Origin of the sequence: Variovorax endophyticus (assembly GCF_025376855.1) — a bacterium.
Lineage (GTDB): Bacteria > Pseudomonadota > Gammaproteobacteria > Burkholderiales > Burkholderiaceae_C > Variovorax.
In genome coordinates this window covers 256,509-282,477 of the sequence record NZ_JAHUTH010000007.1, presented here as the reverse complement: position 1 = coordinate 282,477, position 25,969 = coordinate 256,509, and the positions used below count along the sequence as shown (strand labels likewise).

Sequence of the window (25,969 nt, the reverse complement as noted above, 5' to 3'; positions counted from 1 at the left end):
TGAGCTATAGTCCCCGGCCGGAGCGAAGGCCGGAGAGCGGTCCGCCAACCATCAAAAAAGAGCGAGGCCGAGGCACTGCCCACCAGCTGGCCTCCCGCGCAGCACAGATCGCAGAGGAGATGATGACGATGAGTTCCAAGGAAAACGCAGCCATCAGCCAGTTGCTCGCGCTGCTCGAGGCCCGCTATGCGCTGCGTGTGCTCTGGGCCCTGCGCGACGGCCATGCCCAGACCTTCCGGCTGCTGCAGGACAGCGTCGGCGGCATCACTCCCAACACCCTCAACACCCGGATCAAGGAACTGCGCGAAGCCGGCGTGGTGAGCCACGGCGGCGACGGCTACAGCCTCACGCTCAGCGGCCAGGACCTGCTCAAGCGGCTGTCCGACCTGCAGGCCTTCGCAAGCAAGTGGCAGCTCGGCCAGGCCAAGAAGGCGGCGGCGCAACCGGCCGCCGCGGTGCCCGCGGCCGCGACGCCGACGGCCGCGCCCGGTCCACAACCGCCCACGCCGCCGCTGCCCGCGCCCGCCTCACCACCGCCCTCCCCGCCCTCCTCGCCGATCCCGCCGCCGATCTCGGACTGAACCCGGCGGCGCCCCGTCCGGCAAGCGCCGTCCTCCGGCCTCGGTAAACTCCGCGCCTTCGATCCCCGGATCGATGCCTTTTCTTTCATCTCGCGAACACATACCGACGCAAGGAGCGTTCACCATGCCCACCACTCCCTCCGGCCTGCAATACGAAGACACCGTCGTCGGCGACGGCGCGGAAGCCAAGCCCGGCCACCACGTGCACGTGCACTACACCGGCTGGCTCTACAACGACGGCGTGCAGGGCGCCAAGTTCGACTCGAGCCGCGACCGCAACGACCCGTTCGCGTTCTCGCTCGGCGCCGGCCAGGTCATCAAGGGCTGGGACGAAGGCGTGGCCGGCATGAAGATCGGCGGCCAGCGCACGCTGATCATCCCGGCATCGCTGGGCTACGGTGCCCGCGGCGCCGGCGGCGTGATCCCGCCGAACGCCACCCTGAAGTTCGACGTCGAGCTGCTCGACACCCACTGATCGAGCGGCGGGCCCTCGGCTCGAAGGCCCTGCGAAGGGCCTTTTTCATCGCCGGGCCGCCCCAAGATGGAAAACGCCCCCTCGGGGGCAGCGACCTCACGAAGTGAGGGAGCTCGGGGGCCATCTTTCATGCCCATGCGGCCTTTTCGGCCGCATTTTTTCGCTTGAAAAGCCTCCGGAGGGCCCCAACTGGCCCGCAATCGTTTGTTTCCAGCCCATCGATCAATCCGCTTCCAAAGATGTCCGATCCGCAACAATCCGCCCCGAATTCGCAAACCCTGCACGGCGAACCCAGCCCTGAAGAGCTGGAGGCCGCGCAAGCCGCCAACGAGGCAGACGCGCTGGCCGCGGCCCAGGGCGAGCTCGCCGCGCTGCAGGCCAAGAACGCCGAACTGGCCGACCAGTACCTGCGCGCGCAGGCCGACGTGCAGAACGCCCGTCGCCGCGCCGACGACGAGATTTCCAAGGCCCGCAAGTTCGCGGTCGAAGCCTTCGCCGAGAGCCTGCTGCCGGTGACCGACAGCCTCGAGGCCGGTCTCGCCGTCAAGGACGCCACCCCCGAGCAGATCCGCGAAGGCGCCGAAGCCACGCTGCGCCAGCTCAAGAGCGCGCTCGAGCGCAACAAGGTGATCGAGATCGCGCCGGCCCCCGGCAGCAAGTTCGATCCGCACCAGCATCAGGCGATCTCGGTGGTGCCCGCCGACCAGGAACCGAACACCGTGGTGGGCGTGCTGCAGAAGGGCTACACCATCGCCGAGCGCGTGCTGCGCCCCGCGCTGGTCACCGTCAGCGCTCCGAAGTAAGCCGCCTCGCCCCCTTCCCCATCCACACGAATTCCACAGGAAAACCCCGTTTCTTCCCTTGAATAGACCCGGGTTATCCACAAGTTCATAACAACATATTTTTCAGGTTTCAGGAGTACAGAACATGGCAAAGATCATCGGCATCGACCTCGGCACCACCAACTCGTGCGTGTCGATCATGGAAGGCAACACCACGCGCGTGATCGAGAACTCGGAAGGCGCGCGCACCACGCCTTCGATCGTCGCGTACCAGGAAGACGGTGAAGTGCTGGTCGGTGCCTCGGCCAAGCGCCAGGCCGTCACCAACCCCAAGAACACGCTGTACGCGATCAAGCGCCTGATCGGCCGCAAGTTCGAGGAAAAGGAAGTGCAGAAGGACATCGACCTGATGCCCTACACCATCGCCAAGGCCGACAACGGCGACGCATGGGTGGAAGTGCGCGGCAAGAAGATGGCCCCGCAGCAGGTCAGCGCCGACATCCTGCGCAAGATGAAGAAGACCGCCGAAGACTACCTCGGCGAAGCCGTGACCGAAGCCGTGATCACGGTGCCGGCCTACTTCAACGACGCCCAGCGCCAGGCCACCAAGGACGCCGGCCGCATCGCGGGCCTCGACGTCAAGCGCATCATCAACGAACCCACCGCCGCGGCGCTGGCCTTCGGCCTCGACAAGCAGGACAAGGGCGACCGCAAGATCGCCGTATACGACCTCGGCGGCGGCACCTTCGACGTCTCGATCATCGAGATCGCCGACGTGGACGGCGAGAAGCAGTTCGAAGTGCTGTCGACCAACGGCGACACCTTCCTCGGCGGCGAGGACTTCGACCAGCGCATCATCGACTACATCATCGGCGAGTTCAAAAAGGAACAGGGCGTCGACCTCAGCAAGGACGTGCTCGCGCTGCAGCGCCTGAAGGAAGCCGCAGAGAAGGCCAAGATCGAGCTGTCGAACAGCGCCCAGACCGACGTCAACCTGCCCTACATCACGGCCGATGCCACCGGTCCGAAGCACCTGAACATCAAGCTCACGCGCGCCAAGCTCGAGAGCCTGGTCGACGAGCTGATCGAGCGCACCATCGCGCCCTGCCGCCTGGCCATCAAGGATGCCGGCATCAGCGTGAGCGACATCAACGACGTGATCCTGGTCGGCGGCATGACCCGCATGCCCAAGGTGCAGGACAAGGTCAAGGCCTTCTTCGGCAAGGACCCGCGCAAGGACGTGAACCCCGACGAGGCCGTGGCCGTCGGCGCCGCCATCCAGGGCCAGGTGCTCTCGGGCGACCGCAAGGACGTGCTGCTGCTCGACGTGACCCCGCTGTCGCTGGGCATCGAGACCATGGGTGGCGTGATGACCAAGATGATCACGAAGAACACCACGATCCCGACCAAGTTCGCGCAGACCTTCTCGACCGCGGAAGACAACCAGCCGGCCGTGACGATCAAGGTGTTCCAGGGCGAACGCGAAGTGGCCGCGGGCAACAAGCTGCTCGGCGAGTTCAACCTCGAGGGCATCCCGCCGGCATCGCGCGGCACGCCGCAGATCGAGGTGAGCTTCGACATCGACGCCAACGGCATCCTGCACGTCGGCGCCAAGGACAAGGGCACCGGCAAGGAAAACAAGATCACCATCAAGGCGAACTCGGGCCTGTCGGAGGACGAGATCCAGAACATGGTGAAGGACGCCGAGCTCAACGCGGCCGAGGACAAGAAGAAGGTCGAGCTGGTGCAGGCCCGCAACCAGGGCGAAGCCATGGTCCACAGCGTGCGCAAGTCGCTGGGCGAGCACGGCGACAGCCTGGACGCCGGCGAGAAGGAAAAGATCGAGACCGCGATCAAGGAACTCGAGGACGTGGTCAAGGGCGAGGACAAGGCCGCGATCGAAGAGAAGACCAACACGCTGATGACCGCGAGCCAGAAGCTCGGCGAGAAGATGTACGCCGACGCGCAGGCCGCGGCCGGTGCCGCCGGCGGCCCGGGTGCCTCGGCTGGCGCGGAAGCTGCGAGCAGCGCCCCGGCCGACGACAACGTGGTCGACGCCGAGGTCAAGGAAGTCAAGAAGAAGGACTGAGCGTCCGCTCGGTCGAACGGGGCTGGAACACCTGAAAGGGTGCTCCAGCCTTTCTCGCTTCGATCGATACCCGTTTCCAGAAGAAGACCCGAAGACCGCCCCGCCGCCCGACCGAACCTGCCATGGCCACCAAACGCGACTACTACGAAACCCTCGGCGTTCCCAAGAACGCGAGCGACGACGAAATCAAGAAGGCTTATCGCAAGCTCGCGATGAAGCACCACCCGGACCGCAACCACGGCGACACCAGCAAGGACGCCGAGGCCAAGTTCAAGGAGGTGAAGGAAGCCTATGAAATGCTGTCGGACGGCCAGAAGCGCGCGGCCTACGACCAGTACGGCCACGCCGGCGTCGATCCCAACATGCGCGGCGGCCCGGGCGCGGAAGGCTTCGGCGGCTTCGCGGAAGCCTTCGGCGACATCTTCGGCGACGTGTTCGGCGGCGGTGGCCGCGGCCGCGCCGGCGGCGGCCGCCAGGTGTTCCGCGGCAGCGACCTGAGCTACGCGATGGAGATCACGCTCGAGGAAGCGGCCGAGGGCAAGGAAGCCCAGATCCGCATCCCGAGCTGGGACGACTGCGGCACCTGCAAGGGCACCGGCGCGAAGCCGGGCACCAAGCCGATCACCTGCACCACCTGCCACGGCGCGGGCGCGGTGCAGATGCGCCAGGGCTTCTTCAGCGTGCAGCAGACCTGCCCGACCTGCCACGGCAGCGGCAAGATCATTCCCGAGCCCTGCGCGACCTGCCATGGCCAGGGCAAGATCAAGAACAACAAGACGCTGGAAGTGAAGATCCCGGCCGGCATCGACGACGGCATGCGCATCCGCAGCACCGGCAACGGCGAACCCGGCACCAACGGCGGGCCGCCCGGCGACCTCTACATCGAGATCCGGCTCAAGAAGCACGAGCTGTTCGAGCGCGACGGCGACGACCTGCACTGCGTGGTGCCGGTCAGCGTCACCACCGCGGCGCTCGGCGGCGAGATCAACGTGCCCACGCTCAAGGGCAACGCGGCCATCGACATTCCCGACGGCACGCAGAGCGGCAAGCAGTTCCGCCTGCGCGGCAAGGGCATCAAGGGCGTGCGCTCGAGCTACCCGGGCGACCTCTACTGCCACGTGCGCGTCGAGACCCCGGTCAAGCTCACCGAGCACCAGCGCAAGCTGCTGAAGGAACTCGACGAGTCGCTCAAGAAGGGCGGCGAGAAGCACAGCCCCACCGACAAGGGCTGGTTCGACAAGGCCAAGGAATTCTTCAGCTGAGGACGAAACGCACGGCCCTGCCGTGCTGAACCGTGGCGCACGAGGGGTGCGCCACGGCCTCGAGGCCCCCTGCGGCCTTTTGTTTGCGGCCACGCACGCGAACGGTGCCCCTCGAACGCCTTCGGTGCCACGCACCACAACGGCGCCTTCTTCCGCTTCCCTCCGACTCGCAACTGGCGCGCTTTCCCACGCCGCGGCGCGCGCCGCGCTCATCAAAAGATGGCGCGCAGATTGCTTTTAGATTTTTTTTGAATGAGCAATAAACCCAAACCGAAGCTGCCGCGTTATTGAAGGACAGCGTTGTTTTTTTGAGTCAACGGGCTCAATAGGAGGTGCTTGCCGTTAAAACACGCAAAGGACGCATATGTCGATTGCCATAGGTATTTTCACTGGCAGACTGGTTTACCCGAACCGGTTTGCGGAACCTGGGAATTTAGCTGGAATTCGCAAACTCGTGCACGATTTTTTTGTTGAACTTTACTCGTGACTGTGGTTCTGAATTAACAACTATTTCCCGGGTGCACTCTTTGCTTTATGCTGATTGTGCAGATTGTGTTTAAGGGAGTTTTCCAAGGCATGCAGCCCTGGGCGGCCACACCTTTTTCAAAAGATGCGACGCTTTCGGACTGCAGGATTTCGGGCTTTAAAGGCCCGCTGACTTGACGGAGGCGTGACCATGGATGTGATCAGCAACTTTGCAGCGCGTTACGAGCGCACTCGCGAAGAGGTCCTTTCACTGCAGGACTACCTGGAACTCTGCAAACGGGATCCGATGGCCTACGCCACGGCTTCCGAGCGCATGCTCAAGGCCATCGGCGACCCCGAACTGGTCGACACCCGCAACGACTCCCGCCTTTCGCGCATCTTCGCCAACAAGGTCATCAAGATCTACCCGGCGTTCAAGGAGTTCTACGGCATGGAGGAGGCCATCGAGCAGGTGGTGTCCTATTTCCGCCACGCCGCGCAGGGGCTGGAGGAAAAGAAGCAGATCCTCTACCTGCTGGGCCCGGTCGGCGGCGGCAAGAGCTCGATCGCCGAGCGCCTCAAGCAGCTCATGGAGCACGTGCCCTTCTACGCGATCCAGGGTTCGCCGGTGAACGAATCGCCGCTCGGCCTGTTCGACGCGGCCGAGGACGGCGAGATCCTCGAGAAGGAATACAACATCCCGCGCCGCTACCTGCAGCGCATCCTGTCGCCCTGGGCCGTCAAGCGGCTCGAGGAGTACGGCGGCGACATCCGCCAGTTCAAGGTGGTGAAGCGCTACCCCTCGGTGCTGCGCCAGATCGCGGTGGCCAAGACCGAGCCCGGCGACGAGAACAACCAGGACATCTCCTCGCTGGTCGGCAAGGTCGACATCCGCAAGCTCGAGACCTATGCCCAGGACGACCCGGACGCCTACGCCTATTCGGGCGGCCTGTGCCTCGCGAACCAGGGCCTCCTGGAGTTCGTTGAGATGTTCAAGGCGCCGATCAAGGTGCTGCACCCGCTTCTGACCGCCACGCAGGAAAGCAACTTCAAGGGCACCGAGGGTTTCGGCGCGATCCCGTTCGACGGCATCGTGCTGGCCCACAGCAACGAGAGCGAGTGGAAGGCTTTCCGCAACAACAAGAACAACGAGGCTTTCCTCGACCGGATCTACATCGTCAAGGTGCCCTACTGCCTGCGCGTGTCCGAGGAGATCAAGATCTACGAGAAGCTGGTGCGCAACTCCTCGCTGGCCCAGGCGCCCTGCGCACCCGGAACCCTGCGCATGATGGCGCAGCTGTCGGTGCTCACGCGGCTCAAGGAACCCGAAAACTCGAGCATCTTCAGCAAGTCGCAGGTCTACGACGGCGACAACCTCAAGGACACCGACCCCAAGGCCAAGTCGATCCAGGAGTACCGCGACTACGCGGGCGTCGACGAGGGCATGAGCGGCGTCTCCACGCGCTTCGCCTTCAAGATCATCTCCAAGGTCTTCAACTTCGACAGCTCCGAGGTGGCCGCCAACCCGGTGCACCTGATGTACGTGCTCGAGCAGCAGATCGAGCGCGAGCAGTTCCCGCAGGAGGTCGAGCAGAAGTACATCAGCTACATCAAGGAGCTGCTGGCGCCGCGCTATGCCGAGTTCATCGGCAAGGAGATCCAGACCGCCTACCTCGAGAGCTACAGCGAGTACGGCCAGAACATCTTCGACCGCTACGTGACCTATGCCGACTACTGGATCCAGGACCAGGAGTTCCGAGACGTGGACACCGGCGAGGTCTTCGACCGCGCCTCGCTCAACGCCGAGCTCGAGAAGATCGAGCGGCCCGCCGGCATCGGCAACCCGAAGGACTTCCGCAACGAGATCGTCAACTTCGTGCTGCGCGCGCGGGCCGGCAACAACGGCCGCAACCCCGCCTGGACCAGCTACGAGAAGCTGCGCGCGGTGATCGAGAAGAAGATGTTCTCCAACACCGAGGAGCTGCTGCCGGTGATCAGCTTCAACACCAAGAGCAGCGCCGACGAGCAGAAGAAGCACGAGGACTTCGTCACGCGCATGGTCGAAAAGGGCTACACCGCCAAGCAGGTGCGCCTGCTGTGCGAGTGGTACCTGCGCGTGCGCAAGAGCTCGTAGCGCGCACCGCCAACGGAGCACGCCAACGCCCATCGTTTTGCAAGGAGCTTTGAAACCATCGTGGCCATCCTGCAGCAGATCATCGACCGCCGGCTCTCGGGCAAGAACAAGTCCATCGGCAACCGCGAGCGCTTTCTCCGGCGCTACCGCGGCCAGATCCAGGAGGCGGTACGGCGAGCCGTGAGCGGCCGCAACATCCGCGAACTGGAACAGGGCGAGGATGTGACGCTGCCGCGCCACGATGTGTCGGAGCCGGTGTTCGGCCATGCGCGCGGCGGCGACCGCGAGTACGTGCACCCGGGCAACCAGGAGTACGTGCGCGGCGACCGCATCAAGCGCCCCGAGGGCGGCCAGGGCGGCGGCTCGGGCAGCGGCGAGGCCAGCGACAGCGGCGAGGGCAACGACGACTTCGTGTTCCACCTCACGCGCGAGGAGTTCATGCGCGTGTTCTTCGACGACCTCGCGCTGCCGCACCTGATCCGCACGCAGATCGCCGACGTGCCCGAATGGAAGAGCCACCGCGCCGGCTTCACCAGCGACGGCACGCCCAACAACCTGCACGTGGTGCGCTCGATGCGCGGCGCGCTGGCCCGGCGCATCGCGCTCGGCGGCGAACCGCGCAAGGAGCTGCGCCGGCTCGAGGCGCACCTGCTGCACCTGAGGGCGCATCCGCAGGCCACGCAGCCCTTCATCCAGAACGAGATCGCCGAGACCGAGGCACGCATCGAGGAGTTGCGCCGCACCGCGCGCCACGTGCCCTACATCGATCCGATCGACCTGCGCTACCGCAACCGCGTGAAGACGCCGGTGCCCAGCGCCAAGGCCGTGATGTTCTGCCTCATGGACGTCTCGGGCTCGATGGACGAGGCGCGCAAGGACATGGCCAAGCGCTTCTTCATGCTGCTGTACATGTTCCTCACGCGGCACTACGAGACCATCGACCTGGTGTTCCTGCGCCATCACACGCAGGCGCAGGAGGTCAGCGAGGACGAGTTCTTTCACGCCACCGAGACCGGCGGCACCGTGGTGTCGAGCGCGCTGGTGCTGATGGACGAGATCGTGCGCGCGCGCTACCCCAGCGGCGAATGGAACATCTACGGCGCGCAGGCCAGCGACGGCGACAACTGGCACCAGGACAGCGGGCGCTGCCGCCAATTGCTCGAGGAGAACATCCTGCCGAAGGTGCGCTACTACGCCTACGTGCAGGTGGCCGAGACCGAGCAGAACCTGTGGCAGGAGTACGCGCAGCTCGAGGGCATCGAGCCCAACTTCGCGATGCGCAAGGTGTCCGAGGCGAGCGACATCTACCCCGTGTTCCGCGACCTCTTCAAGAAGGAAGGAGCCAGCGCATGACCCCCGCCGACCGCCCTCCTTCGGCACCGCCGCTGCCGACCGCCGCCACCATCCCGCAAGGCAAGCTCGAGCGGCTGCCCAGTCCCTCTGACTGGACCTTCGACCTGATCGAGCGCTACCACACCGAGATCGCGCGCACCGCGCGCGGCTACGGCCTCGACGTCTACCCGAACCAGCTCGAGATCATCACGGCCGAGCAGATGATGGATGCCTACGCCAGCGTGGGCATGCCGATGATCTACAGGCACTGGTCGTACGGCAAGCAGTTCATCGCCACCGAGAAGAACTACCGCCGCGGCCACATGGGGCTGGCCTACGAGATCGTGATCAACTCCGATCCCTGCATCGCCTACCTGATGGAGGAGAACACCATGGCCATGCAGGCCCTGGTGATCGCGCACGCGGCCTATGGCCACAACAGCTTCTTCAAGGGCAACTACCTGTTCCGCATGTGGACCGATGCGTCCTCGATCATCGACTACCTGGTCTACGCGCGGCACTACATCGCCGAATGCGAGGAGCGCCATGGCGTGGACGAGGTCGAGAAGCTGCTCGACTCCTGCCACGCGCTGATGAACTACGGCGTGGACCGCTACCGCCGGCCGCAGAAGCGCTCGCTGGCGCAGGAAAGCGCCCAGCGCGCCGAGCGCGAGCGCCACATGCAGCAGCAGGTCAACGACCTCTGGCGCACGCTGCCGCGGCGCAGCGAGCAGAACGCCGGCTCGGAATCGGCGCCGCGCTTTCCGCTCGAGCCGCAGGAGAACCTGCTCTATTTCATCGAGAAGAACGCCGCGCTGCTCGAGCCCTGGCAGCGCGAGGTGGTGCGCATCGTGCGCAAGATCGCGCAGTACTTCTATCCGCAGCGCCAGACCCAGGTCATGAACGAGGGCTGGGCCACCTTCTGGCACTACACGCTGCTCAACACCATGTACGACCGCGGCCAGCTCGACGACGGCTTCATGATGGAGTGGCTGAGCTCGCACACCGGCGTGATCTTCCAGCCGCCGGTGGGCCACCGCGCCTACAGCGGCATCAACCCCTACGCGCTCGGCTTCGCGATGTACACCGAGCTGCGCCGCATCTGCGAGAAGCCCACCGACGAGGACCGGCGCTGGTTCCCCGACTTCGCGGGCAGCGACTGGGTGGCCACGCTCGACTACGCGATGCGCAACTTCAAGGACGAGAGCTTCGTGGGCCAGTTCCTGAGCCCGAAGACCATGCGCGACTTCCGCCTGTTCGCGATCCGCGACCACCAGAGCGAGTCGGAGCTCGAGGTCTCGGCGATCCACGACGACAGCGGCTACCAGGCGCTGCGCGAATCGCTGTCGCGCCAGTACGACCTCGGCAGCCGCGAGCCCGACATCCAGGTCTGGAACGTCAACATGCGCGGCGACCGCTCGCTGACGCTGCGCCACACCCAGCGCAACAGCCTGCCGCTGCACGACGATGCCGAGGAGGTGCTCAAGCACGTGGCGCGGCTGTGGGGCTTCGACGTGCACCTCGAGAGCGTCGATGCGCAGGGCCGCATCAGCCGCAGCTGGAAGGCCTCGGCGCCGCGGGCGCTGTACTAGCCGGGGCTCAGGGCACGAGCGCGGCGATCGCCAGCGTGTAGCCCTTCACGCCCAGCCCCACGATGATCCCGCGCGCCGCCGGCGAGATGTACGAGCGGTGGCGGAACTCCTCGCGCGCATGCACGTTCGAGATGTGCAGCTCGATCAGCGGCACGCTCGCGCCCTTGATGGCGTCGTGCAGCGCGATCGAGGTGTGGGTGTAGGCCCCCGGGTTCATCACCACGCCGAGCATGGTGCCGGCCGCCACCTCGCGGCCCGCCTCCTGGATCCAGTCGACCAGCACGCCTTCGTGGTTGGTCTGGCGGCACTCGATCGCCACGCCGAGCTTCGCGCCCGTTTCATGGCACAGGCGCTCCACGTCGGCCAGCGTGTCGCGGCCGTACTGTTCGGGCTCGCGCGTGCCCAGGAGGTTGAGGTTGGGGCCGTTGAGGACGAGGATTTTCTTCATGATGGATCGGGCTGGCAGCACGCGTCGGACGGGCCGCCATTATGGTCTGGCACCTGCCCTGCCCCACGGAGAACCCGATGACGAATTCCACCGCTGCCCCCTCCCACCCATGGCACCCTGTTGCCCCTTCGGCCGGGCTGCGCCCCGGCGCCAATATCGTCGCCGGCTTCGCCCAGGGCCAGGAGCTCGCGCTCTGGCGCTCGGCCGACGGCGCGGCCCAGGCCTGGGAGAACCGCTGTCCGCACCGCAACGTGCGCTTCACGCTCGGCCAGGTGGTCGAGAACCGCCTCTCCTGCGCCTACCACGGCTGGCAGTACGCCGCGGGCAACGGGCAGTGCGTCGGCATTCCCGCCCATCCGGCGATGCCCGCGCCGCGCAACGTCTGCGCCAGGGTGTTCGGCGCGGTCGACGCGGCGGGCATGCTGTGGGTGAACCTGGCGCACGAGGGCGACGCGGCGCCGCCCGCGCCGCAGGCACTGGCCGATGCCGTGCCGGCCGGCTGGCACTTCTGCCGCACGCTGACCTTGCGCGCCGGCGCGCAACAGGTGCGCGAGGCACTCCCACGGCTGGGCTTCGCGGCCGGCGCCGCCCCGGGCGCCTGGCGCGGCACGCTCGGCGGCACGCCGACCGTCGCGCTGCTGCTCGACGCGCAACCGCAACTGGCCTTCATCCACCTGTGGACCGGGGCCGCCCCGGGCTCCGAGGCCATGAGGACCCTGCACGCGGCCGCGCGAACCCTGCGCGGCGACATCGAACAACCCGAGACCTGAAGGAAGCACGATGCCCTTCGTCACCGACGACCCCAACATGCTCGACGACTGGCTGGTCGTCGGCCCCGCGAGCGCGCTCGCCGGCCGCTCGCAGCGGCAGCCCTACGGCACCTGCCTGCTCGGCGCCACGCTCTCGCTGTGGGCCGAGGCCGATGGCACGCCGCAATGCCGGCTCGGCACGCAGCCGCTTTCCGTGCAATCGCGCCACGGCTACCTCTGGGTCTGCCCCAGCGGCCGGCCCGCGCGCCCGCTGTTCGAGTTTCCGGAGTACACCGAGCCCGGGCGCCGCCTCGTCGACTGCGGCGGCATCGGCGTCGCGGTGTCGGGGCTGCGCGTGATCGAGAACTTCCTCGACATGGCGCACTTTCCCTTCGTGCATGCCGACTACCTCGGCAAGGTGCCGCACACCGAGGTCGCCCGGTACGAGGTGGCGATCGAGCCCGCCACCGGCGAGATCTGGGCCACCGACTGCCGCTTCTGGCAGCCGCGCGCCTCGGCCGCGCACGACAGCGGCGCCGACGTGCGCTACACCTACCGCGTGATGCAGCCCTTCTCGGCCATGCTCTACAAGTCGAGCCTGCGGCCCGAGGCGCAGGACGCGATCGGCCTGTTCCTGCAGCCGCTCGACGACGAGCACGTGATCGCCCACACGGTGCTCGCCTACTTCGACGACGTGTCGAGCGACGCCGAGCTCATCGCGTTCCAGCACACGATCTTCGGCCAGGACAAGCCGATCCTCGAGAACCACGCCTTCAAGCGCATGCCGCTCGAAGGCCGCGCCGAGACGCCGACGCGCGGCGACACCACCTCCGTCACCTACCGCCGCTGGCTGCGCGAACGCGGCATGCGCTTCGGCACGAGGGCCGCCACATGACGACGCTGCTCAGGCTCCACGACTATACGCTCTCGGGCAACTGCTTCAAGGTGCGGCAGCTGCTGGCCTGGCTGGCCGTTCCCTACGAGGCCGTGCCGGTCGACTTCTACCCGGGGCGCGCGCACAAGTCGGCCGCGTTCCTCGCGCAGCTCAACCCGCTCGGCCAGATCCCGGTGATCGAGGACGAGGGCTTCGTGCTGCGCGATGCGCAGGCCATCCTGGTCTACCTCGCGAGCCGCCACGACACGCAGCGGCGCTGGTACCCCGACGATGCCAAGCTGCGCGGCCAGGTCGCGATGTGGCTCGCCACGGCCGACGAGATCACGCGCACCGCCTCGGCCGCGCGGCTGCACGACGCGCTGGGCTACCGCCACCTCGACATCGAGGCCTGCCGCGCCGGTGCGCGCGCCGTGTTCCGCGTGCTCGACGACCACCTGGCCGAGCAGGCGAGCGCCGGCCTGCGCTGGCTGGCCGCGGCGGCCGAGCCGACGATCGCCGACCTGGCCTGCTTCCCCTACGTGGCGCTGGCCGGCGAAGGCGGCATTTCGCTCGACGAATTTCCCGCCCTGCGGCACTGGGTCTGGGATTTCCGACACCTGCCCGGGTTCATCGGCATGTCGGGTATCTTCCCCGCTGGCCCCGCCTGAGTATCCTTGGGGCTTCGCGCCGCCTGCCGGCCCCCATTCCTTCCCTCCTCCCCCCTTTCCCCCGAACACGCCATGAAAACCAAAGCCGCCGTCGCCTGGAAATCCGGAGCCCCCCTGACCATCGAAACCGTGGACCTCGACGGCCCCCGGTTCGGCGAAGTGCTCGTCGAGATCAAGGCCACCGGCATCTGCCACACCGACTACTACACGCTCTCGGGCGCCGACCCCGAAGGCATCTTCCCCGCCATCCTCGGCCATGAAGGCGCCGGCATCGTGGTCGACGTCGGCCCCGGCGTCACCACGCTCAAGAAGGGCGACCACGTCATTCCGCTCTACACGCCCGAATGCCGCCAGTGCAAGTTCTGCCTGTCGCGCAAGACCAACCTGTGCCAGCTGATCCGCGGCACCCAGGGCAAGGGCCTGATGCCCGACGGCACCAGCCGCTTCAGCCTCGACGGCAAGCCCATCGCCCACTACATGGGCACCTCCACCTTCAGCAACTACACGGTCGCGCCCGAGATCTCGCTGGCCAAGATCCGCGAGGACGCGCCCTTCGACAAGGTCTGCTACATCGGCTGCGGCGTCACCACCGGCATCGGCGCGGTGATCTTCACGGCCAAGGTGGAAGCCGGCGCCAACGTGGTGGTGTTCGGCCTCGGCGGCATCGGCCTGAACGTGATCCAGGGCGCGAAGATGGTGGGCGCCGACAAGATCATCGGCGTCGACCTGAACCCCGAGCGCGAAGCCATGGCGCGCAAGTTCGGCATGACGCACTTCATCAACCCGAAGGACACCGAGAACGTGGTCGACGCCATCGTGCAGCTGACCGACGGCGGCGCCGACTACAGCTTCGAGTGCATCGGCAACACCAAGGTGATGCGCCAGGCGCTCGAGTGCACGCACAAGGGCTGGGGCCGCAGCATCATCATCGGCGTGGCCGAGGCCGGCGCCGAGATCAGCACCCGCCCGTTCCAGCTGGTCACCGGCCGCAAGTGGGAAGGCTCGGCCTTCGGCGGCGCGCGCGGCCGCACCGACGTGCCGAAGATCGTCGACTGGTACATGGAAGGCAAGATCAACATCGACGACCTGATCACGCACACCATGCCGCTCGAGAAGATCAACGACGGCTTCGACCTCATGAAGCGCGGCGAGTCGATCCGCGGCGTGGTGCTCTACTGACGCCGCGGGTGCCGACCATGGAACGCATGGAGCCCCTGCGCCGCATCGAAGCCGGCGTGCTCGAGGTCGCCTACCACGAGAGCGGCCCGGCCGACGGACCGCCCGTGCTGCTGATGCACGGCTTCCCCTACGACATCCACACCTACGCCGAAGTCGCGCCGATCCTGGCCGCGCAGGGCTGTCGCACCATCGTGCCGTACATGCGCGGCTACGGCGGCACGCGCTTCCTGAGCAAGGACACGCCGCGCTCGGGCGAACAGGCGGCCTTCGGCGCCGACCTGCTGGCGCTGCTCGATGCGCTCGAGATCGAGCGCGCCGTGCTCGCCGGCTACGACTGGGGCGGCCGCGCCGCCTGCGTGGTGGCGGCGCTCTGGCCCGAGCGCTGCGCGGGGCTGGTATCGCTCAACAGCTACAACATCCAGAACATCGCCCGCGCGATGGAGCCCGACACGCCCGAGAACGAGCACAGCCTCTGGTACCAGTACTACTTCCACAGCGAACGCGGCCGCGCCGGCCTGCGGAAGGACCGAAAGGCCATCGCCAGGCTGCTGTGGAAGCTGTGGTCGCCGACCTGGCGCTTCGACGACGCCACCTTCGAGCGCAGCGCCGCGGCCTTCGACCATCCCGACTTCGTGGAGGTGGTGATCCATTCGTACCGCCACCGCTTCGGCCTGGTGGCGGGCGATCCGGCCTATGCCGACATCGATCGCCAGCTGGCCGCGCAGCCGGTCATCCGCGTGCCCGCGATCACCTTCGACGGCATCGACGACGGCGTGCGACCGCCGGCCGACGCATCGGCGCATGCGCCGCGCTTCAGCGGACCGCGCTCGCACCGGCTGGTGCCGGGCGCGGGCCACAACCTGCCGCAGGAGGCGCCGCGCGCCTTCGCCAACGCGGTGCTCGAACTGGTGCGGGGCGCCGCATGACCGATCTGCTCAAGACCCTGTCCGAGCACCACTGCTTCGGCGGCGTGCAGGGCTTCTACGAACAGGCCTCGCACGAGATCGGCCTGCCGATGCGCTTCTCGGTCTACCTGCCGCCGCAGGCCGCGAACGAGCGCGTGCCGGCGCTGCTGTACCTCGCGGGCCTGACCTGCAACGAGGAGACCTTCGCGATCAAGGCCGGCGCGCAGCGCATGGCCGCCAGCCTCGGCCTCGCGCTGATCGCACCCGACACCAGCCCGCGCGGCGCGGCCGTGGAAGCGCTGCCGGGCGCCAGCGCGAGCTGGGACTTCGGCATCGGCGCCGGCTTCTACCTCGATGCCACCGAGGCGCCCTGGGCCGCCCACTGGCGCATGGAGAGCTGGATCGTGCAGGAGCTGCTGCCGCTGGTGGGCCGCCAGTTCGCGATCGACACCGCGCGCCTGGGCATCTTCGGCCACTCGATGGGCGGCCACGGCGCGCTCACGCTGGCGCTGCGCCATCCGGGGCGCTTCCTCTCGCTGTCGGCCTTCGCGCCGATCTGCGCGCCCACCCAGTGCCCCTGGGGCGACAAGGCGCTGCGCGGCTACCTCGGCGAACCCGGCGACGACCGCGCGGCCTGGCTCGCGCACGATGCCAGCGCGCTGATGCAGTCGCAGGTCGCGGCGCCCTATCCGCACGGCATCCTGGTCGACCAGGGCCTGGCCGACAAATTCCTCGCCGAGCAGCTGCATCCCGAGGCCTTCGAGGCCGCCTGCTTCGCCGCCGGCCAGCCGCTCACGCTGCGGCGCCACGCGGGCTACGACCACGGCTACTACTTCATCCAGAGCTTCATGGCCGACCACCTGGCGCACCACGCGCAGGTGCTGCGGGGCTGAACGAACGGCCATGTCCGACGCCCAGACGCCCGCCTTCCACCTGCGGCTGCGCGATGGCGCGGCGGAGGAGAACATGGTGCTCGCCGGCATCTGGCGCCGGGCCTGGGCGGCCTCGCATCCGGGCACGCCCGTGATCGAACCGATCGCCCACTGGCTGCAGCGCGTGCGCACCGAGTTCGTGGCGCCGGCCGAGGTGGTGATCGCCGAGCGCGACGCGCAGGCACTGGCCTTCATGGTGCTGCACGACCGGCGCGAGTACGTGGCGCAGCTGTTCGTCGATCCGCACCTGCGCAACCAGGGCCTGGGCCAGGCGCTGCTCGACGAGGCCTGCGTGCGCATGCCCACCGGCTGGCGGCTGCACGTGGCGCTCACCAACACCGCGGCCCAGCGCTTCTACGAACGCTACGGCCTCGCGCGCGGCACGGTCGACCGCCATCCGACCAGCGGGCGCGAACGCATCAGCTACCACTGGTACCCGGCGCGCGCGCCCTGGCGCAAGGCCTGAAACCACCTGCCATCTCCCCCACCATGCGCATCGACCACATCGCCCTCTGGACCACCGACCTCGAACGCTGCAAGCGCTTCTACGTCGACTATTTCGGCGCCGCCGCGGGCGAGGGCTACGTCAATCCCGCGAAGGGTTTCGCCTCCTGCTTCCTGAGCCTGGGCGACGGCGCCCGCATCGAGGCCATGACCACCAGCACGCTCTCTCCGGTGACGGCCGAGCCCGGCGCCCAGCGCATGGGCTGGACCCATCTCGCGATCAGCGTGGGCTCCGAGGAAGCGGTCGACGCGCTGAGCCGCCGGCTGCAGGCCGACGGCTACCCGCTGCTCGACGGCCCGCGCCGCACCGGCGACGGCTACTACGAGAGCGTGGTGCTCGACCCCGACGGCAACCGCATCGAGATCACGGCCTGAACACCATGAAGAACGCCTTCGCCGACAGCCTGCACGAGACCTTCGAGCGCTTCGGCCGCATCGACATCCGCCGCATGTTCAGCGGCTTCGGCATCTACCACGAGGACCGCATGTTCGCGCTGGTGATACGCGACACGCTCTACCTGAAATCCGACGCCGAGAGCGCCGCGCATTTCGACCGCCTGAACCTCGCCCCCTTCACCTACGAACGACAGGGCCAGCAGATGCCGATGTCCTACCGCGAGGCGCCGCCCGAGCTGTTCGAGGACCGCGAGGAAGCCGCCCTGTGGGGCCGGCGCGCCTACGAGGCCGCGCTGCGCTCGGGCACGGTGCCGAAGGCGGCGCGCAAGGCGGCCGCCGCGAAGAAGGCGGCGGCGAAGAAGGCGCCCGCCAGGAAGGTGGCGGCGAAGAAAGCCGCCGCGAAGAAGACCGTCCCGGCAAAGACGGCCCGGAAGGCGGCGCCCCGTTGAACACCACCCGCACACCCCTGCCCCCGCTGCCCGAACGCGAGGAGATCGCGCTGCTCGAACCCTTCGAGGGCCTGGGCCTGAACGACATCGTGCTGGTCGCCACGCGCGACGATGCCGAGCGCGCGGCCGCCGCGCTGCTGGCCGCGGGCGTGGTCGGCTTCGACACCGAGTCCAAGCCCACCTTCGCCAAGAACGAGGTCTCGACCGGCCCGCACCTGGTGCAGTTCGCCACGCGCGAGACCGCGTGGCTGTTCCAGCTGCATCGCAGCGACTGCAACGAGGTGCTGGGCGCGCTGATCGGTTCCGAGGCGCTGCGCAAGGTGGGCTTCGGCCTCTCGAGCGATCTCTCGCTGATCCGCCAGAAGCTCAAGGTGGAGCCGCGCGCGGTCTACGACATCGACGACGAGTTCCGCCGCCGCGGCTACCGCCGCTCGGTCGGCGTGAAGACCGCCGTGGCGCTGGTGTTCGGCCAGCGCTTCACGAAGTCGCGCAAGGCCACGACCTCGAACTGGGCCAGCCACCGGCTCAGCGAGGCGCAGCTGCGCTATGCGGCCAACGATGCCTATGCGTCGATCCGCGTGTTCGACGCGCTGCTGCCGCGCGACTGATCAGTCGCGCCCCGCCTCGAGGATCGCCTGCGCGAGCCGCTTGGGATTCGAGAAGAACATCTCGTGGCTGCCCGGGCATTCGACCAGCCTGAAGAGGCCCAGCCGCTCCGACAGCCGCGGATGCCACGGCAGGCTGTGCGGCAGCGCGATGTCCTGCTGGCAGTTGACGTAGGACTTGCCCACCTGCAGCGCGGCCATCGGCTGGCTCAGCACGATCTTGTCGGTGAAGGTGCGGTACGGGTGCGGGTTGAGCTGCTCGTAGGCCGAGCGCGCGAGCGCCATGTCGGCGTCGTTGATGAAGGCATCGCGCCAGATCTCGAACGGCAAGGTCACGGCCTGATTGTTTGCGGCCGCCACCGCGTCGAACAGCGCCACGTAATGCGGCGGCACCATGTCGTTGAGCGACTCGCCGGGCTGCGGCACGAAGGCGTTCACGTAGACCAGCCGCGCGATCCTGCCGGGCTGCTGCGCGAGGCGGTCGGCCACGCCCGTGATCACCATGCCGCCATAGCTGTGGCCCACGAGCCGCAGCTGCGAGAGATTCTTCTCCTCGATGTACTGCAGCGCCGAATCGATCGCGTCGGCCAGGCCGATCTTCGCGCGGTCGTCGCCGGGCCGGTTGCCCGCGAGCGTGGGGCAGTGCACGGTGTGGCCGGCCTCGCGCAGGCCGTTCGCGACGGCCTCCATTTCGGCACCGGTGTGCCAGGCGCCGTGGATCAGGACATAGGTGTCGGACATGGGGGTCTCCTCGATGGGTGCGGGGTTGCGTGCGGTGAACGCAGCGACTGTAGGAAGCCCGGCGCCGCGCCGATGGCCGCTAGCCGCCAGCACGATGGCCGATTCGCGCCAGCCGCAGGGCACCCGGGGTGGCGCCCAGCTGCTGGCGGCACAGGCGCACGAAGTGCGAGGCATCGGCCAGGCCGCAGCGAAAGCCGATCTCGGCCACCGCAAGACGGTCGAAGCGCGCGTCGCCGAGCATGCGCCGCGCGGCCTGCATGCGGCAGTCGAGCAGCGTGGCGGCGAAGGTAGCGCCACCGTCGGCCAGGCAGCGGTGCAGGCTGCGCTGCGAGATGCCGAGCTCGCGCGCCACCGCCTCGGCCGTGAGGCCGGGCTCGGCATGGCGCTCGCGCGTGGCCTCGAGCACGCGCCGGCGCAGCGCGGCGCGCGCGCCCGGTTCCACCGCCGCGGCCACGCCCGGCCCGGTGGCCAGCGCGAGCAGCCCGCCGAGCTGGTCGGCCAAGAGGCGCGGCGGCAGCGGCGGCGCGCTCGCGGCCTCGGGCGTGAGCTGCTGCACGAAGCGGCTCAGCACGCTGCCCCAGCCCGCGCTGCCGTCGATGCGGCAGGCGAGCTGGCCCGGCGCGTCGGGCAGCCAGGACTCGACCCAGGCCGTGGGCAGCTCGAGCGAGATGGTGTCGGCCGACTGCACGAAATGGAAGGCATAGCTGCGCCGCGAATCGACCAGCACCGCGTCGCCCGGCAGCATGCGCGCGCTGCGCCCTTCCTGCTCGACGCTCCAGGCGGTGTCGGTCTTGCACAGCAGGTAGTAGAAGTTGCTGCGGCTGCGCTCGATGGCACGGCGCGTGCGGTAGACGTCCTGCGCGCTGCCGCGCACGCGGTTGACGCCGATGCCGAGCTCCGGCGTGCCCAGCGGGGCCGATTCGAGCGTGGCGTCGAAATGCCGCGCCTGCGGGCTGGTCACCTCCATCTCGAGGAAGCCCTCGCAGACCGCGCCGACCCAGTAGTCCAGGCGCTGCGCGGGCGGCACCGCGTCGGTGGACCAGCGCTCGATCGCGGCCGGCGGACGATGGGCTTCGGCGTGGGGCTGGATGGGCATGGAGGGGTCTCCCCGTGGATGGGTCGGCTGCAACATACCGAAGCCGGCCAGGCTTGCCAAGCGGGCTCGCCCGGGAAGGCGGTCCGGTTATAGGCGGCGGCTGACGGCGCGGCCGGCGGGCGGTCGGCACAATGGCCTGCTGCATCAACCCCGCGCACCGGCCGCCGCCGGCGTGCGCACCCGGAAGGAAACACCCAGGCCATGACCACCACCAAACAAAGCGACTTCGGACTGATCGGGCTGGCCGTGATGGGCCAGAACCTCGTGCTGAACGTGGAAAGCCGCGGCTTCCAGGTCAGCGTCTACAACCGCACCGAAGCCACCACCGAGGCCTTCATCGCCGCCAACCCCGGCAAGAAGCTGGTGGGCGCGAAGACGCTCGAGGAATTCGTGCAGAGCCTCGCCAAGCCGCGCAAGATCCAGATCATGGTCAAGGCCGGCGCGCCGGTCGACCAGGTGATCGAGCAGCTCATCCCGCTGCTCGACAAGGACGACATCGTCATCGACGGCGGCAACAGCCTCTACACCGACACCGAGCGCCGCGACGCCTACCTCTCGAGCAAGGGCCTGCGCTTCATCGGCGCGGGCGTCTCGGGCGGCGAGGAAGGCGCGCGCAAGGGCCCGTCGATCATGCCGGGCGGCCCGGCCTCGACCTGGGAGGTGATGAAGCCGATCTTCGAGAGCATCGCGGCCAAGGTCGATGGCGAGCCCTGCGTGATCCACATCGGCCCGGGCGGCGCCGGCCACTACGTGAAGATGGTGCACAACGGCATCGAGTACGGCGACATGCAGCTGATCTGCGAGGCCTACAGCCTGTTCAAGGCCGCCGGCTTCACGACCGACGAGATGGCCGCGATCTTCAACGAGTGGAACGACGGCGAGCTGCAGAGCTACCTGATCCAGATCACCGCCAAGGCGCTCGAACAGAAGGACCCGGAAACGGGCAAGCCCATCGTCGACGTGATCCTCGACAAGGCCGGCCAGAAAGGCACGGGCCAGTGGACGCTGATCAACGCGGCCGAGAACGCGGTGGTCATCAGCACCATCAACGCCGCCGTCGAGGCGCGCGTGCTGTCGTCGCAGAAGAAGGCGCGCGTGGGCGCGAGCAAGCTGCTGCAGGGCCCGAAGGTCGAGCTCTCGCTCGAGAAGAAGGCGCTGGTGGCCAAGGTGCACGACGCGCTCTATGCCTCCAAGGTCATCAGCTACACCCAGGGCTTCGACCTCATCAAGACCATGGGCGACAAGAAGGGCTGGGGCCTCGACCTCGGCCGCATCGCGGCGATCTGGCGCGGCGGCTGCATCATCCGCGCACGCTTCCTCAATCGCATCACCGACGCCTTCCGCACCGATCCGGCGCTGGCCAACCTGATGCTCGATCCCTTCTTCAAGGACCTGCTGAACCGCACCCAGCAGAACTGGCGCGAGGTGGTGGCGCTGGCCGTGAGCAACGGCATCCCGGTGCCGGCCTTCAGCGCCTCGCTGGCCTACTACGACAGCTACCGCACCGAGCGCCTCAGCGCCAACCTGCTGCAGGCGCAGCGCGACTTCTTCGGCGCCCACACCTACGAGCGCGTGGACAAGCCCGAGGGGCAGTTCTTCCACACGGAGTGGCCGGAAGTCATCGGCTGAGGGCCGCCCTTTGCGAGCGCCGGACCGCCGGCGCCCGCCTCAATCCACCTTGATCTGGAACAGCACCGATCCGGATCCGCCCGGCGCCACGAAGCCGTTGAAGCGCCAGTCGACCGGCCCGGCCTTGCCGGCGGGCTGTGCCTCGGTGCAAGCCACGGCCGGCGCCGGCGCGGCATTGGCCGGCGTGTTCTTCATGCATCCCGTCAGCGTCGCGGGCGTCTCCCCCGCGGTCGCGCCGACGAAGCTGGTGTAGGCCGGCGTGGTGTCGTTCACCGCGAGGTTGCGGATCGGTGCGTCGCCGTTGTTGGTGTAGGTGATCCGGTACTCCAGCGTTTCGCCCGGCTTGGCCCGGTTGTTCAGGCCGAAGGTCAGGACCCCTTGGGTCACGTTGCGCACCTCCTTGCGCAGTTCCAGCGCGACATCGGACACGGTCGTGATGTCCTGCAGGGTGTAGCGGCCGCTGAGCGCCGGGGAGGCGTTGGCGTAGTCGAACTCGGCCTGCACCACGACCTTGTTGCGGGCACCCAGCGGCGCGGTCGCGGGAATGAACTGCTTCACGATCACGCACACCCGGCCCTCGAAGGCCACCGCCTGGCCCGCGCCCGCCGGCGGATAGAGCTGCGCCGCCCCGGGCTGCAGGCTGCCGGTGCAGCCCGCGTCGGCGAAGACCTGCACGCTCCAGCCGCCGACATCGGGGGTGGCGGTCTCGCTCGCGATGCCGAAGCGCACCTTCCCGGCCGTGCCCGCGGCAAAGCCGTGGCCATAGGTCACGCTGTTGCCGGGCATGCCGGTCTTGGCCCCGTCGGCGGCGAAGCTGCCGTTGTCGACGTCGCCGAAGTTCAGCTCGGCATGGCCGACGCCGTTCCACGCGAACGCGATGCGGTCGGGCGTGCCGGTGCGCGTATAGGTGTAGGTGTCCGTGCCGGCGGCCACCGCGGCCCCCGATGGCAGGGCCACGCCGCCCACCGAGGCGCCCGTCGACACGCGCGCGGCGGGGTTGTTGAATTGCTCCACGCACATCGCCGCGCCCTTCGCCATGCCGCCGGGCACGGGCAGGGTGTAGTTGCCCGCCGCGTCGGTGACCGCGCTCGCATGCACGGCGGCGGCGCAGTCGGTCAGGCGCACGCTCACGCCGCGCTGCGGAACTTCGCCGCCGTTGGCCACGCCGTCGTTGGCCGTGCCGCCGCCCGTGCCGTTGTCGAGGAACACGCGGCCGCTCACGATGGTGCTGACGCGGGCATGGGTGTTGGTGAAGGTGCAGGTCCAGAGCGCGCCGGCCGACATGTCCGCGGCGGAAAGCGCCACCGTGCCGGTACCGGCCACGGTGCGGCCCTCGCCGTTCACGCAGACCGACTGCGTCGTGACATCGGGCACCGCGGTTTCGGTGATGCGGATGGCCGTGCCCGGCGTGCCGAGGTGGTGCGCGGTCTTCGACGGCATGGGCACGTTCGACTCGCTCGTGGTCACGCTGTCGGTGGCGTTCGCGACCACCGTGCCCGTGAGCTGGAAGTCATAGGTGCCGGTGCCGCCCAACGAGTTCTTGACGATGCGCACGCGCGGCCTGACGGTGTGGGTCACCGTGCACATCTTCTCGCGGGTATCGATGTCCGTGACGGTGTTCGCCGGCGACGTCATGGTGTAGACGCCAGTCGAAGGATTGGCCAGGTTGCTCGTCGAAAGCTTCTCGTAGCCCTCGCACGAAAAAGTCTGGGTGTAGTTGCTCAAGGCGGTTCCTGTCCCTGCCGCCGCCTTGAAAGTCATCGTCGTGCTGACATCGATGCCCAACCGGCCCGTCCGCCCTCTGTCACCGACGTCCTTCACGGAGGGAGTCCCCGTCTCGCTGAAAGTCTGAAGATTGACGCCCGAAAAGCTCAGGTCAAATTTTCCTGCGTCGAACGGCGCACCGACGATGCGATTGATCAATCCGAATGACGGCCGATAGTTGTCGATGTAGCAGCCGAATATCGAGTTCGGAAAAATGTACTTCTTGTCCAGTATGAATTTGTTTCCTTCAATCCTCCACAAGATGGAGATATCGACCGGATTGGTGTTGCCGTCGACACCCGCGTTCTCGTCTTTGCACCCACCGTCCACCGGGTTCGTGGATGGATAGAGCGGCCAGCCCGGGTGAACGGTTTTTTCCGTGACCACCAGATCGACCCCGGGGATGATTGGCAGAGTCCCTTGCGTCCAGTTCTTGCTTCCATCACCGTAGAGGCCCGGCTCTACAGGAACCGTGATCGTTTCATCAACGGCCCCACTCACCCCCGAGAAGGAGAAGCCAAAGCTGGGGGAGGTCGATTCAGACGCGCTGCCGATGGACTTTCCGAAGCTGACAGTCGCCACGCGGGTGTTGGAAAAGGTGCAGACGATGTCGGTGTCGTCGATGTTGCCTTGCGTCGCGGGCGTGTCGTTGCCACCGATGCTCGCGCTGACCATGGCGGTGAACTTGCCGCTCATGGCGTCCGGCAGGTTCAGGACCTCCCTGTCGGCGCGGTTGACGCAACGCAGCGACGACTGATAGCGCCCCGTCGTACCGGCGGCCTCCGTTTCGCTGACGGTGATCTGGGCGCCGAGGCCGACGGTCGCGAAGCCGGTGGCACTGGGCACGGCGCCGCCATGGCCGGCACCGGCCAGGGTCGCCGTGCCGGTCGTGCCATCGGGCCGGATCGTGGGGTCGATGGCGAGATCGAACCTGCCGGCATCCGAGTCCGGCGCCAGGCTCTTGGCCAGCCGCACGCGCGGCAGCAGCGTGATGCGGTAGTCCTCGACCTCGCCGCTGTCGGCGCCGCCCCTCGCGCTGGGCAGGGGGGAATAGCTCAGCCGCAGCCGCACATAGGACTTGCCCGCGACATAGCCCGCGCCGGGAGGCACGTCGAAGCGGAGATTGCCGCTCGCGGCGCCCGCGGGCACCACGGTACAGGCGCGCTCGGTCGCGTCGTTGAAAACGCCGTCGCGGTTGAAGTCGATCCAGCCGCACAGGTTGGCGGCGGCCGTGTTGCCGCTGACGGGAATGTTCCTGATCTCGTGGACGGCCTCGCCCATGACATCGGAAAGGGGCCCGGACAAGGCGTCATCCGCATCGCGATCCGCCGCCGGGCTTGCCAGGGGCGTGGCGGCGGCGAGATCGGGAAAGACCGCGTCGGTCGCATCGATCGTCACGTTCCGCCCCAGCACGAGCCCGGAGCCGATGGCATGGCCGGCGCCTCCATAGCTGGCCGGTGCGTCGCCGAGGTCCTCGTCCAGGCTGACGGTGAACTTGAACTCGTCGAAGATCGCGGGACCTTTCCCCGGGGTGTCGTCCACGAGAAAGGTGCAACCAAGATCGCAGGCCGTCCGGTTCAAGGTGGTCTTGAATGTGAGCTGCGTGTAGGTGCCGTTGAAAATGACGGTACCGCAACCGGCACTCACCGATGCGTCGGGATTGCAGCCCTCGCTGGTCCGGGCGATCGCCGGGCTGATGCGCAATCCTTGCGGGGCCGGGCCATTCTGGTCCTCGATCTTCAGGTAGTTGGACACCAGCGTCATATCGCCGCTGCCGCCCGTGGCTCCGTTCATCAATTCGAGCATCAGCGAGGCGTACTGGTAGTAAGTCTGATCGCCCGTATAGGGGCCATACTTGATCCATGTGCCCATGTAGGAAAGGTGAACTCTGGGATTGGTCACAGGACGGCTGAAAGTGATCGTCAACGTTCCCAATGGAAAACTGGCATTCGGGTCCGGCGAATGTCGGTTCTGTTCACTGCCTGAAGGTGGGTAGGAGAATACATAGAACCCCCCCAATACGTTGGACAGGTTGATGCTGCTCGGCGAATAGGCCGAGGGCGGCAGGCCGTTGAACTTGCCACCTCCTGGTCGCAAGTACAACAGGTCTGGGCGGGACATCGATGCCGTCACGGTGACACCCGACGGCATGATCCCCTGAAGCCCGGACGCATCCACTTGCAGGATCTGCTCGTGCGCCCGTGCCGTCACTGCGGCGAACAGGAAACAAGCCAGTACCAGCAAAGCTGCGGCAGCCTTTCTGACCCAAGGCAATACCGGCCTGATGCCGAATGCGACCAATCCCTTCATATGAATCC

Annotated in this window: 22 protein-coding genes and 1 pseudogene; 19 read left to right on the top strand and 4 right to left on the bottom strand. The window is 67.6% G+C overall.

Features of this window, described 5'->3' with window-relative positions; genetic code table 11:
- Nucleotides 1-128 precede the first annotated feature (128 nt).
- The 8 genes and pseudogenes from KV106_RS11955 to KV106_RS11920 form a co-directional block, all read left to right on the top strand.
- Nucleotides 129-431 (top strand): annotated as a pseudogene (locus tag KV106_RS11955) (winged helix-turn-helix transcriptional regulator); the annotation flags it as partial.
- A 274-nt stretch (nucleotides 432-705) separates the two neighbouring features.
- Complete coding sequence (locus KV106_RS11950; RefSeq protein WP_057594512.1) at nucleotides 706-1,056, top strand: FKBP-type peptidyl-prolyl cis-trans isomerase; 351 nt, start codon at nucleotides 706-708, stop codon at nucleotides 1,054-1,056.
- 239 nt (nucleotides 1,057-1,295) lie between these two features.
- On the top strand, nucleotides 1,296-1,859 hold the full coding sequence (gene grpE / locus KV106_RS11945; protein WP_057594513.1) for a nucleotide exchange factor GrpE: 564 nt from the start codon (nucleotides 1,296-1,298) through the stop codon (nucleotides 1,857-1,859).
- Between the two features lie 124 nt (nucleotides 1,860-1,983).
- Nucleotides 1,984-3,927 carry a molecular chaperone DnaK gene (gene dnaK / locus KV106_RS11940; protein WP_057594514.1) on the top strand — a complete coding sequence of 648 codons (1,944 nt, stop codon included), beginning with the start codon at nucleotides 1,984-1,986 and terminating at the stop codon, nucleotides 3,925-3,927.
- Nucleotides 3,928-4,049: 122 nt separating this feature from the next.
- A complete protein-coding gene (dnaJ, locus tag KV106_RS11935) occupies nucleotides 4,050-5,189 on the top strand; it encodes a molecular chaperone DnaJ (RefSeq protein WP_057594515.1) in 1,140 nt (379 codons plus the stop codon).
- A 676-nt stretch (nucleotides 5,190-5,865) separates the two neighbouring features.
- Nucleotides 5,866-7,788 (top strand): PrkA family serine protein kinase, encoded by a 1,923-nt coding sequence (locus tag KV106_RS11930; protein WP_057594516.1) that lies wholly within the window; start codon nucleotides 5,866-5,868, stop codon nucleotides 7,786-7,788.
- Nucleotides 7,789-7,848: 60 nt separating this feature from the next.
- On the top strand, nucleotides 7,849-9,141 hold the full coding sequence (locus KV106_RS11925; protein WP_093343149.1) for a YeaH/YhbH family protein: 1,293 nt from the start codon (nucleotides 7,849-7,851) through the stop codon (nucleotides 9,139-9,141).
- Nucleotides 9,138-10,712: a SpoVR family protein gene (locus tag KV106_RS11920; protein WP_057594518.1), complete on the top strand. Its 1,575-nt coding sequence runs from the start codon at nucleotides 9,138-9,140 to the stop codon at nucleotides 10,710-10,712. The genes KV106_RS11925 and KV106_RS11920 overlap by 4 nt, the downstream gene beginning before the upstream one ends.
- A 7-nt stretch (nucleotides 10,713-10,719) precedes the next feature.
- Here KV106_RS11920 and aroQ read toward each other — a convergent pair whose 3' ends face one another.
- A complete protein-coding gene (aroQ, locus tag KV106_RS11915) occupies nucleotides 10,720-11,160 on the bottom strand; it encodes a type II 3-dehydroquinate dehydratase (RefSeq protein ID WP_057594519.1) in 441 nt (146 codons plus the stop codon).
- A 77-nt stretch (nucleotides 11,161-11,237) separates the two neighbouring features.
- On the opposite strand from aroQ, the gene KV106_RS11910 reads away from it, so the two are divergent.
- The 10 genes from KV106_RS11910 (at nucleotide 11,238) to KV106_RS11865 (ending at nucleotide 18,424) form a co-directional block, all read left to right on the top strand.
- Nucleotides 11,238-11,930 (top strand): Rieske 2Fe-2S domain-containing protein, encoded by a 693-nt coding sequence (locus KV106_RS11910; RefSeq protein WP_261210492.1) that lies wholly within the window; start codon nucleotides 11,238-11,240, stop codon nucleotides 11,928-11,930.
- Nucleotides 11,931-11,940: 10 nt separating this feature from the next.
- A complete protein-coding gene (locus tag KV106_RS11905; protein ID WP_261210491.1) occupies nucleotides 11,941-12,804 on the top strand; it encodes an aromatic ring-hydroxylating oxygenase subunit alpha in 864 nt (287 codons plus the stop codon).
- Nucleotides 12,801-13,451, top strand: coding sequence for a glutathione S-transferase family protein (locus KV106_RS11900; RefSeq protein ID WP_261210490.1), 651 nt, complete (start codon nucleotides 12,801-12,803; stop codon nucleotides 13,449-13,451). The genes KV106_RS11905 and KV106_RS11900 overlap by 4 nt, the downstream gene beginning before the upstream one ends.
- A gap of 72 nt (nucleotides 13,452-13,523) precedes the next feature.
- Nucleotides 13,524-14,630 (top strand): S-(hydroxymethyl)glutathione dehydrogenase/class III alcohol dehydrogenase, encoded by a 1,107-nt coding sequence (locus KV106_RS11895; protein WP_057594524.1) that lies wholly within the window; start codon nucleotides 13,524-13,526, stop codon nucleotides 14,628-14,630.
- Between the two features lie 17 nt (nucleotides 14,631-14,647).
- A complete protein-coding gene (locus KV106_RS11890; protein ID WP_261210489.1) occupies nucleotides 14,648-15,556 on the top strand; it encodes an alpha/beta fold hydrolase in 909 nt (302 codons plus the stop codon).
- Nucleotides 15,553-16,428, top strand: coding sequence for an S-formylglutathione hydrolase (gene fghA / locus KV106_RS11885; RefSeq protein ID WP_057594525.1), 876 nt, complete (start codon nucleotides 15,553-15,555; stop codon nucleotides 16,426-16,428). The genes KV106_RS11890 and fghA overlap by 4 nt, the downstream gene beginning before the upstream one ends.
- Before the next feature lie 10 nt (nucleotides 16,429-16,438).
- On the top strand, nucleotides 16,439-16,933 hold the full coding sequence (locus KV106_RS11880) for a GNAT family N-acetyltransferase (protein WP_093343159.1): 495 nt from the start codon (nucleotides 16,439-16,441) through the stop codon (nucleotides 16,931-16,933).
- A gap of 23 nt (nucleotides 16,934-16,956) precedes the next feature.
- Complete coding sequence (locus KV106_RS11875) at nucleotides 16,957-17,346, top strand: VOC family protein (protein ID WP_261210488.1); 390 nt, start codon at nucleotides 16,957-16,959, stop codon at nucleotides 17,344-17,346.
- A gap of 5 nt (nucleotides 17,347-17,351) precedes the next feature.
- Nucleotides 17,352-17,816, top strand: coding sequence for a TfoX/Sxy family protein (locus tag KV106_RS11870; RefSeq protein ID WP_261210487.1), 465 nt, complete (start codon nucleotides 17,352-17,354; stop codon nucleotides 17,814-17,816).
- On the top strand, nucleotides 17,813-18,424 hold the full coding sequence (locus KV106_RS11865; RefSeq protein WP_057594529.1) for a 3'-5' exonuclease: 612 nt from the start codon (nucleotides 17,813-17,815) through the stop codon (nucleotides 18,422-18,424). Before KV106_RS11870 ends, KV106_RS11865 begins: the two co-directional genes overlap by 4 nt.
- Here the strand turns inward: KV106_RS11865 and KV106_RS11860 are convergent, their stop codons facing one another.
- Nucleotides 18,425-19,162: an alpha/beta fold hydrolase gene (locus KV106_RS11860; protein ID WP_261210486.1), complete on the bottom strand. Its 738-nt coding sequence runs from the start codon at nucleotides 19,160-19,162 to the stop codon at nucleotides 18,425-18,427. It abuts the gene before it with no gap.
- A 79-nt stretch (nucleotides 19,163-19,241) separates the two neighbouring features.
- Complete coding sequence (locus KV106_RS11855; RefSeq protein WP_057598129.1) at nucleotides 19,242-20,258, bottom strand: AraC-like ligand-binding domain-containing protein; 1,017 nt, start codon at nucleotides 20,256-20,258, stop codon at nucleotides 19,242-19,244.
- 201 nt (nucleotides 20,259-20,459) lie between these two features.
- On the opposite strand from KV106_RS11855, the gene gnd reads away from it, so the two are divergent.
- Nucleotides 20,460-21,887 carry a decarboxylating NADP(+)-dependent phosphogluconate dehydrogenase gene (gene gnd, locus KV106_RS11850; RefSeq protein ID WP_057592460.1) on the top strand — a complete coding sequence of 476 codons (1,428 nt, stop codon included), beginning with the start codon at nucleotides 20,460-20,462 and terminating at the stop codon, nucleotides 21,885-21,887.
- Between the two features lie 39 nt (nucleotides 21,888-21,926).
- Here the strand turns inward: gnd and KV106_RS11845 are convergent, their stop codons facing one another.
- Entirely contained in the window at nucleotides 21,927-25,961 is a 4,035-nt protein-coding gene (locus tag KV106_RS11845) for a DUF11 domain-containing protein (RefSeq protein WP_261210485.1), read from the bottom strand.
- Nucleotides 25,962-25,969 lie beyond the last annotated feature (8 nt).

Bases quoted from the DNA above. Each gene is read 5' to 3' on its own strand.
- KV106_RS11950 (WP_057594512.1), top strand. From the start codon at position 706: ATGCCCACCACTCCCTCCGGCCTGCAATACGAAGACACCGTCGTCGGC.
- grpE (WP_057594513.1), top strand. From the start codon at position 1,296: ATGTCCGATCCGCAACAATCCGCCCCGAATTCGCAAACCCTGCACGGC.
- dnaK (WP_057594514.1), top strand. From the start codon at position 1,984: ATGGCAAAGATCATCGGCATCGACCTCGGCACCACCAACTCGTGCGTG.
- dnaJ (WP_057594515.1), top strand. From the start codon at position 4,050: ATGGCCACCAAACGCGACTACTACGAAACCCTCGGCGTTCCCAAGAAC.
- KV106_RS11930 (WP_057594516.1), top strand. From the start codon at position 5,866: ATGGATGTGATCAGCAACTTTGCAGCGCGTTACGAGCGCACTCGCGAA.
- KV106_RS11920 (WP_057594518.1), top strand. From the start codon at position 9,138: ATGACCCCCGCCGACCGCCCTCCTTCGGCACCGCCGCTGCCGACCGCC.
- aroQ (WP_057594519.1), bottom strand. From the start codon at position 11,160: ATGAAGAAAATCCTCGTCCTCAACGGCCCCAACCTCAACCTCCTGGGC.
- KV106_RS11910 (WP_261210492.1), top strand. From the start codon at position 11,238: ATGACGAATTCCACCGCTGCCCCCTCCCACCCATGGCACCCTGTTGCC.
- KV106_RS11905 (WP_261210491.1), top strand. From the start codon at position 11,941: ATGCCCTTCGTCACCGACGACCCCAACATGCTCGACGACTGGCTGGTC.
- KV106_RS11900 (WP_261210490.1), top strand. From the start codon at position 12,801: ATGACGACGCTGCTCAGGCTCCACGACTATACGCTCTCGGGCAACTGC.
- KV106_RS11895 (WP_057594524.1), top strand. From the start codon at position 13,524: ATGAAAACCAAAGCCGCCGTCGCCTGGAAATCCGGAGCCCCCCTGACC.
- KV106_RS11890 (WP_261210489.1), top strand. From the start codon at position 14,648: ATGGAACGCATGGAGCCCCTGCGCCGCATCGAAGCCGGCGTGCTCGAG.
- fghA (WP_057594525.1), top strand. From the start codon at position 15,553: ATGACCGATCTGCTCAAGACCCTGTCCGAGCACCACTGCTTCGGCGGC.
- KV106_RS11880 (WP_093343159.1), top strand. From the start codon at position 16,439: ATGTCCGACGCCCAGACGCCCGCCTTCCACCTGCGGCTGCGCGATGGC.
- KV106_RS11875 (WP_261210488.1), top strand. From the start codon at position 16,957: ATGCGCATCGACCACATCGCCCTCTGGACCACCGACCTCGAACGCTGC.
- KV106_RS11870 (WP_261210487.1), top strand. From the start codon at position 17,352: ATGAAGAACGCCTTCGCCGACAGCCTGCACGAGACCTTCGAGCGCTTC.
- KV106_RS11860 (WP_261210486.1), bottom strand. From the start codon at position 19,162: ATGTCCGACACCTATGTCCTGATCCACGGCGCCTGGCACACCGGTGCC.
- KV106_RS11855 (WP_057598129.1), bottom strand. From the start codon at position 20,258: ATGCCCATCCAGCCCCACGCCGAAGCCCATCGTCCGCCGGCCGCGATC.
- gnd (WP_057592460.1), top strand. From the start codon at position 20,460: ATGACCACCACCAAACAAAGCGACTTCGGACTGATCGGGCTGGCCGTG.
- KV106_RS11845 (WP_261210485.1), bottom strand. From the start codon at position 25,961: ATGAAGGGATTGGTCGCATTCGGCATCAGGCCGGTATTGCCTTGGGTC.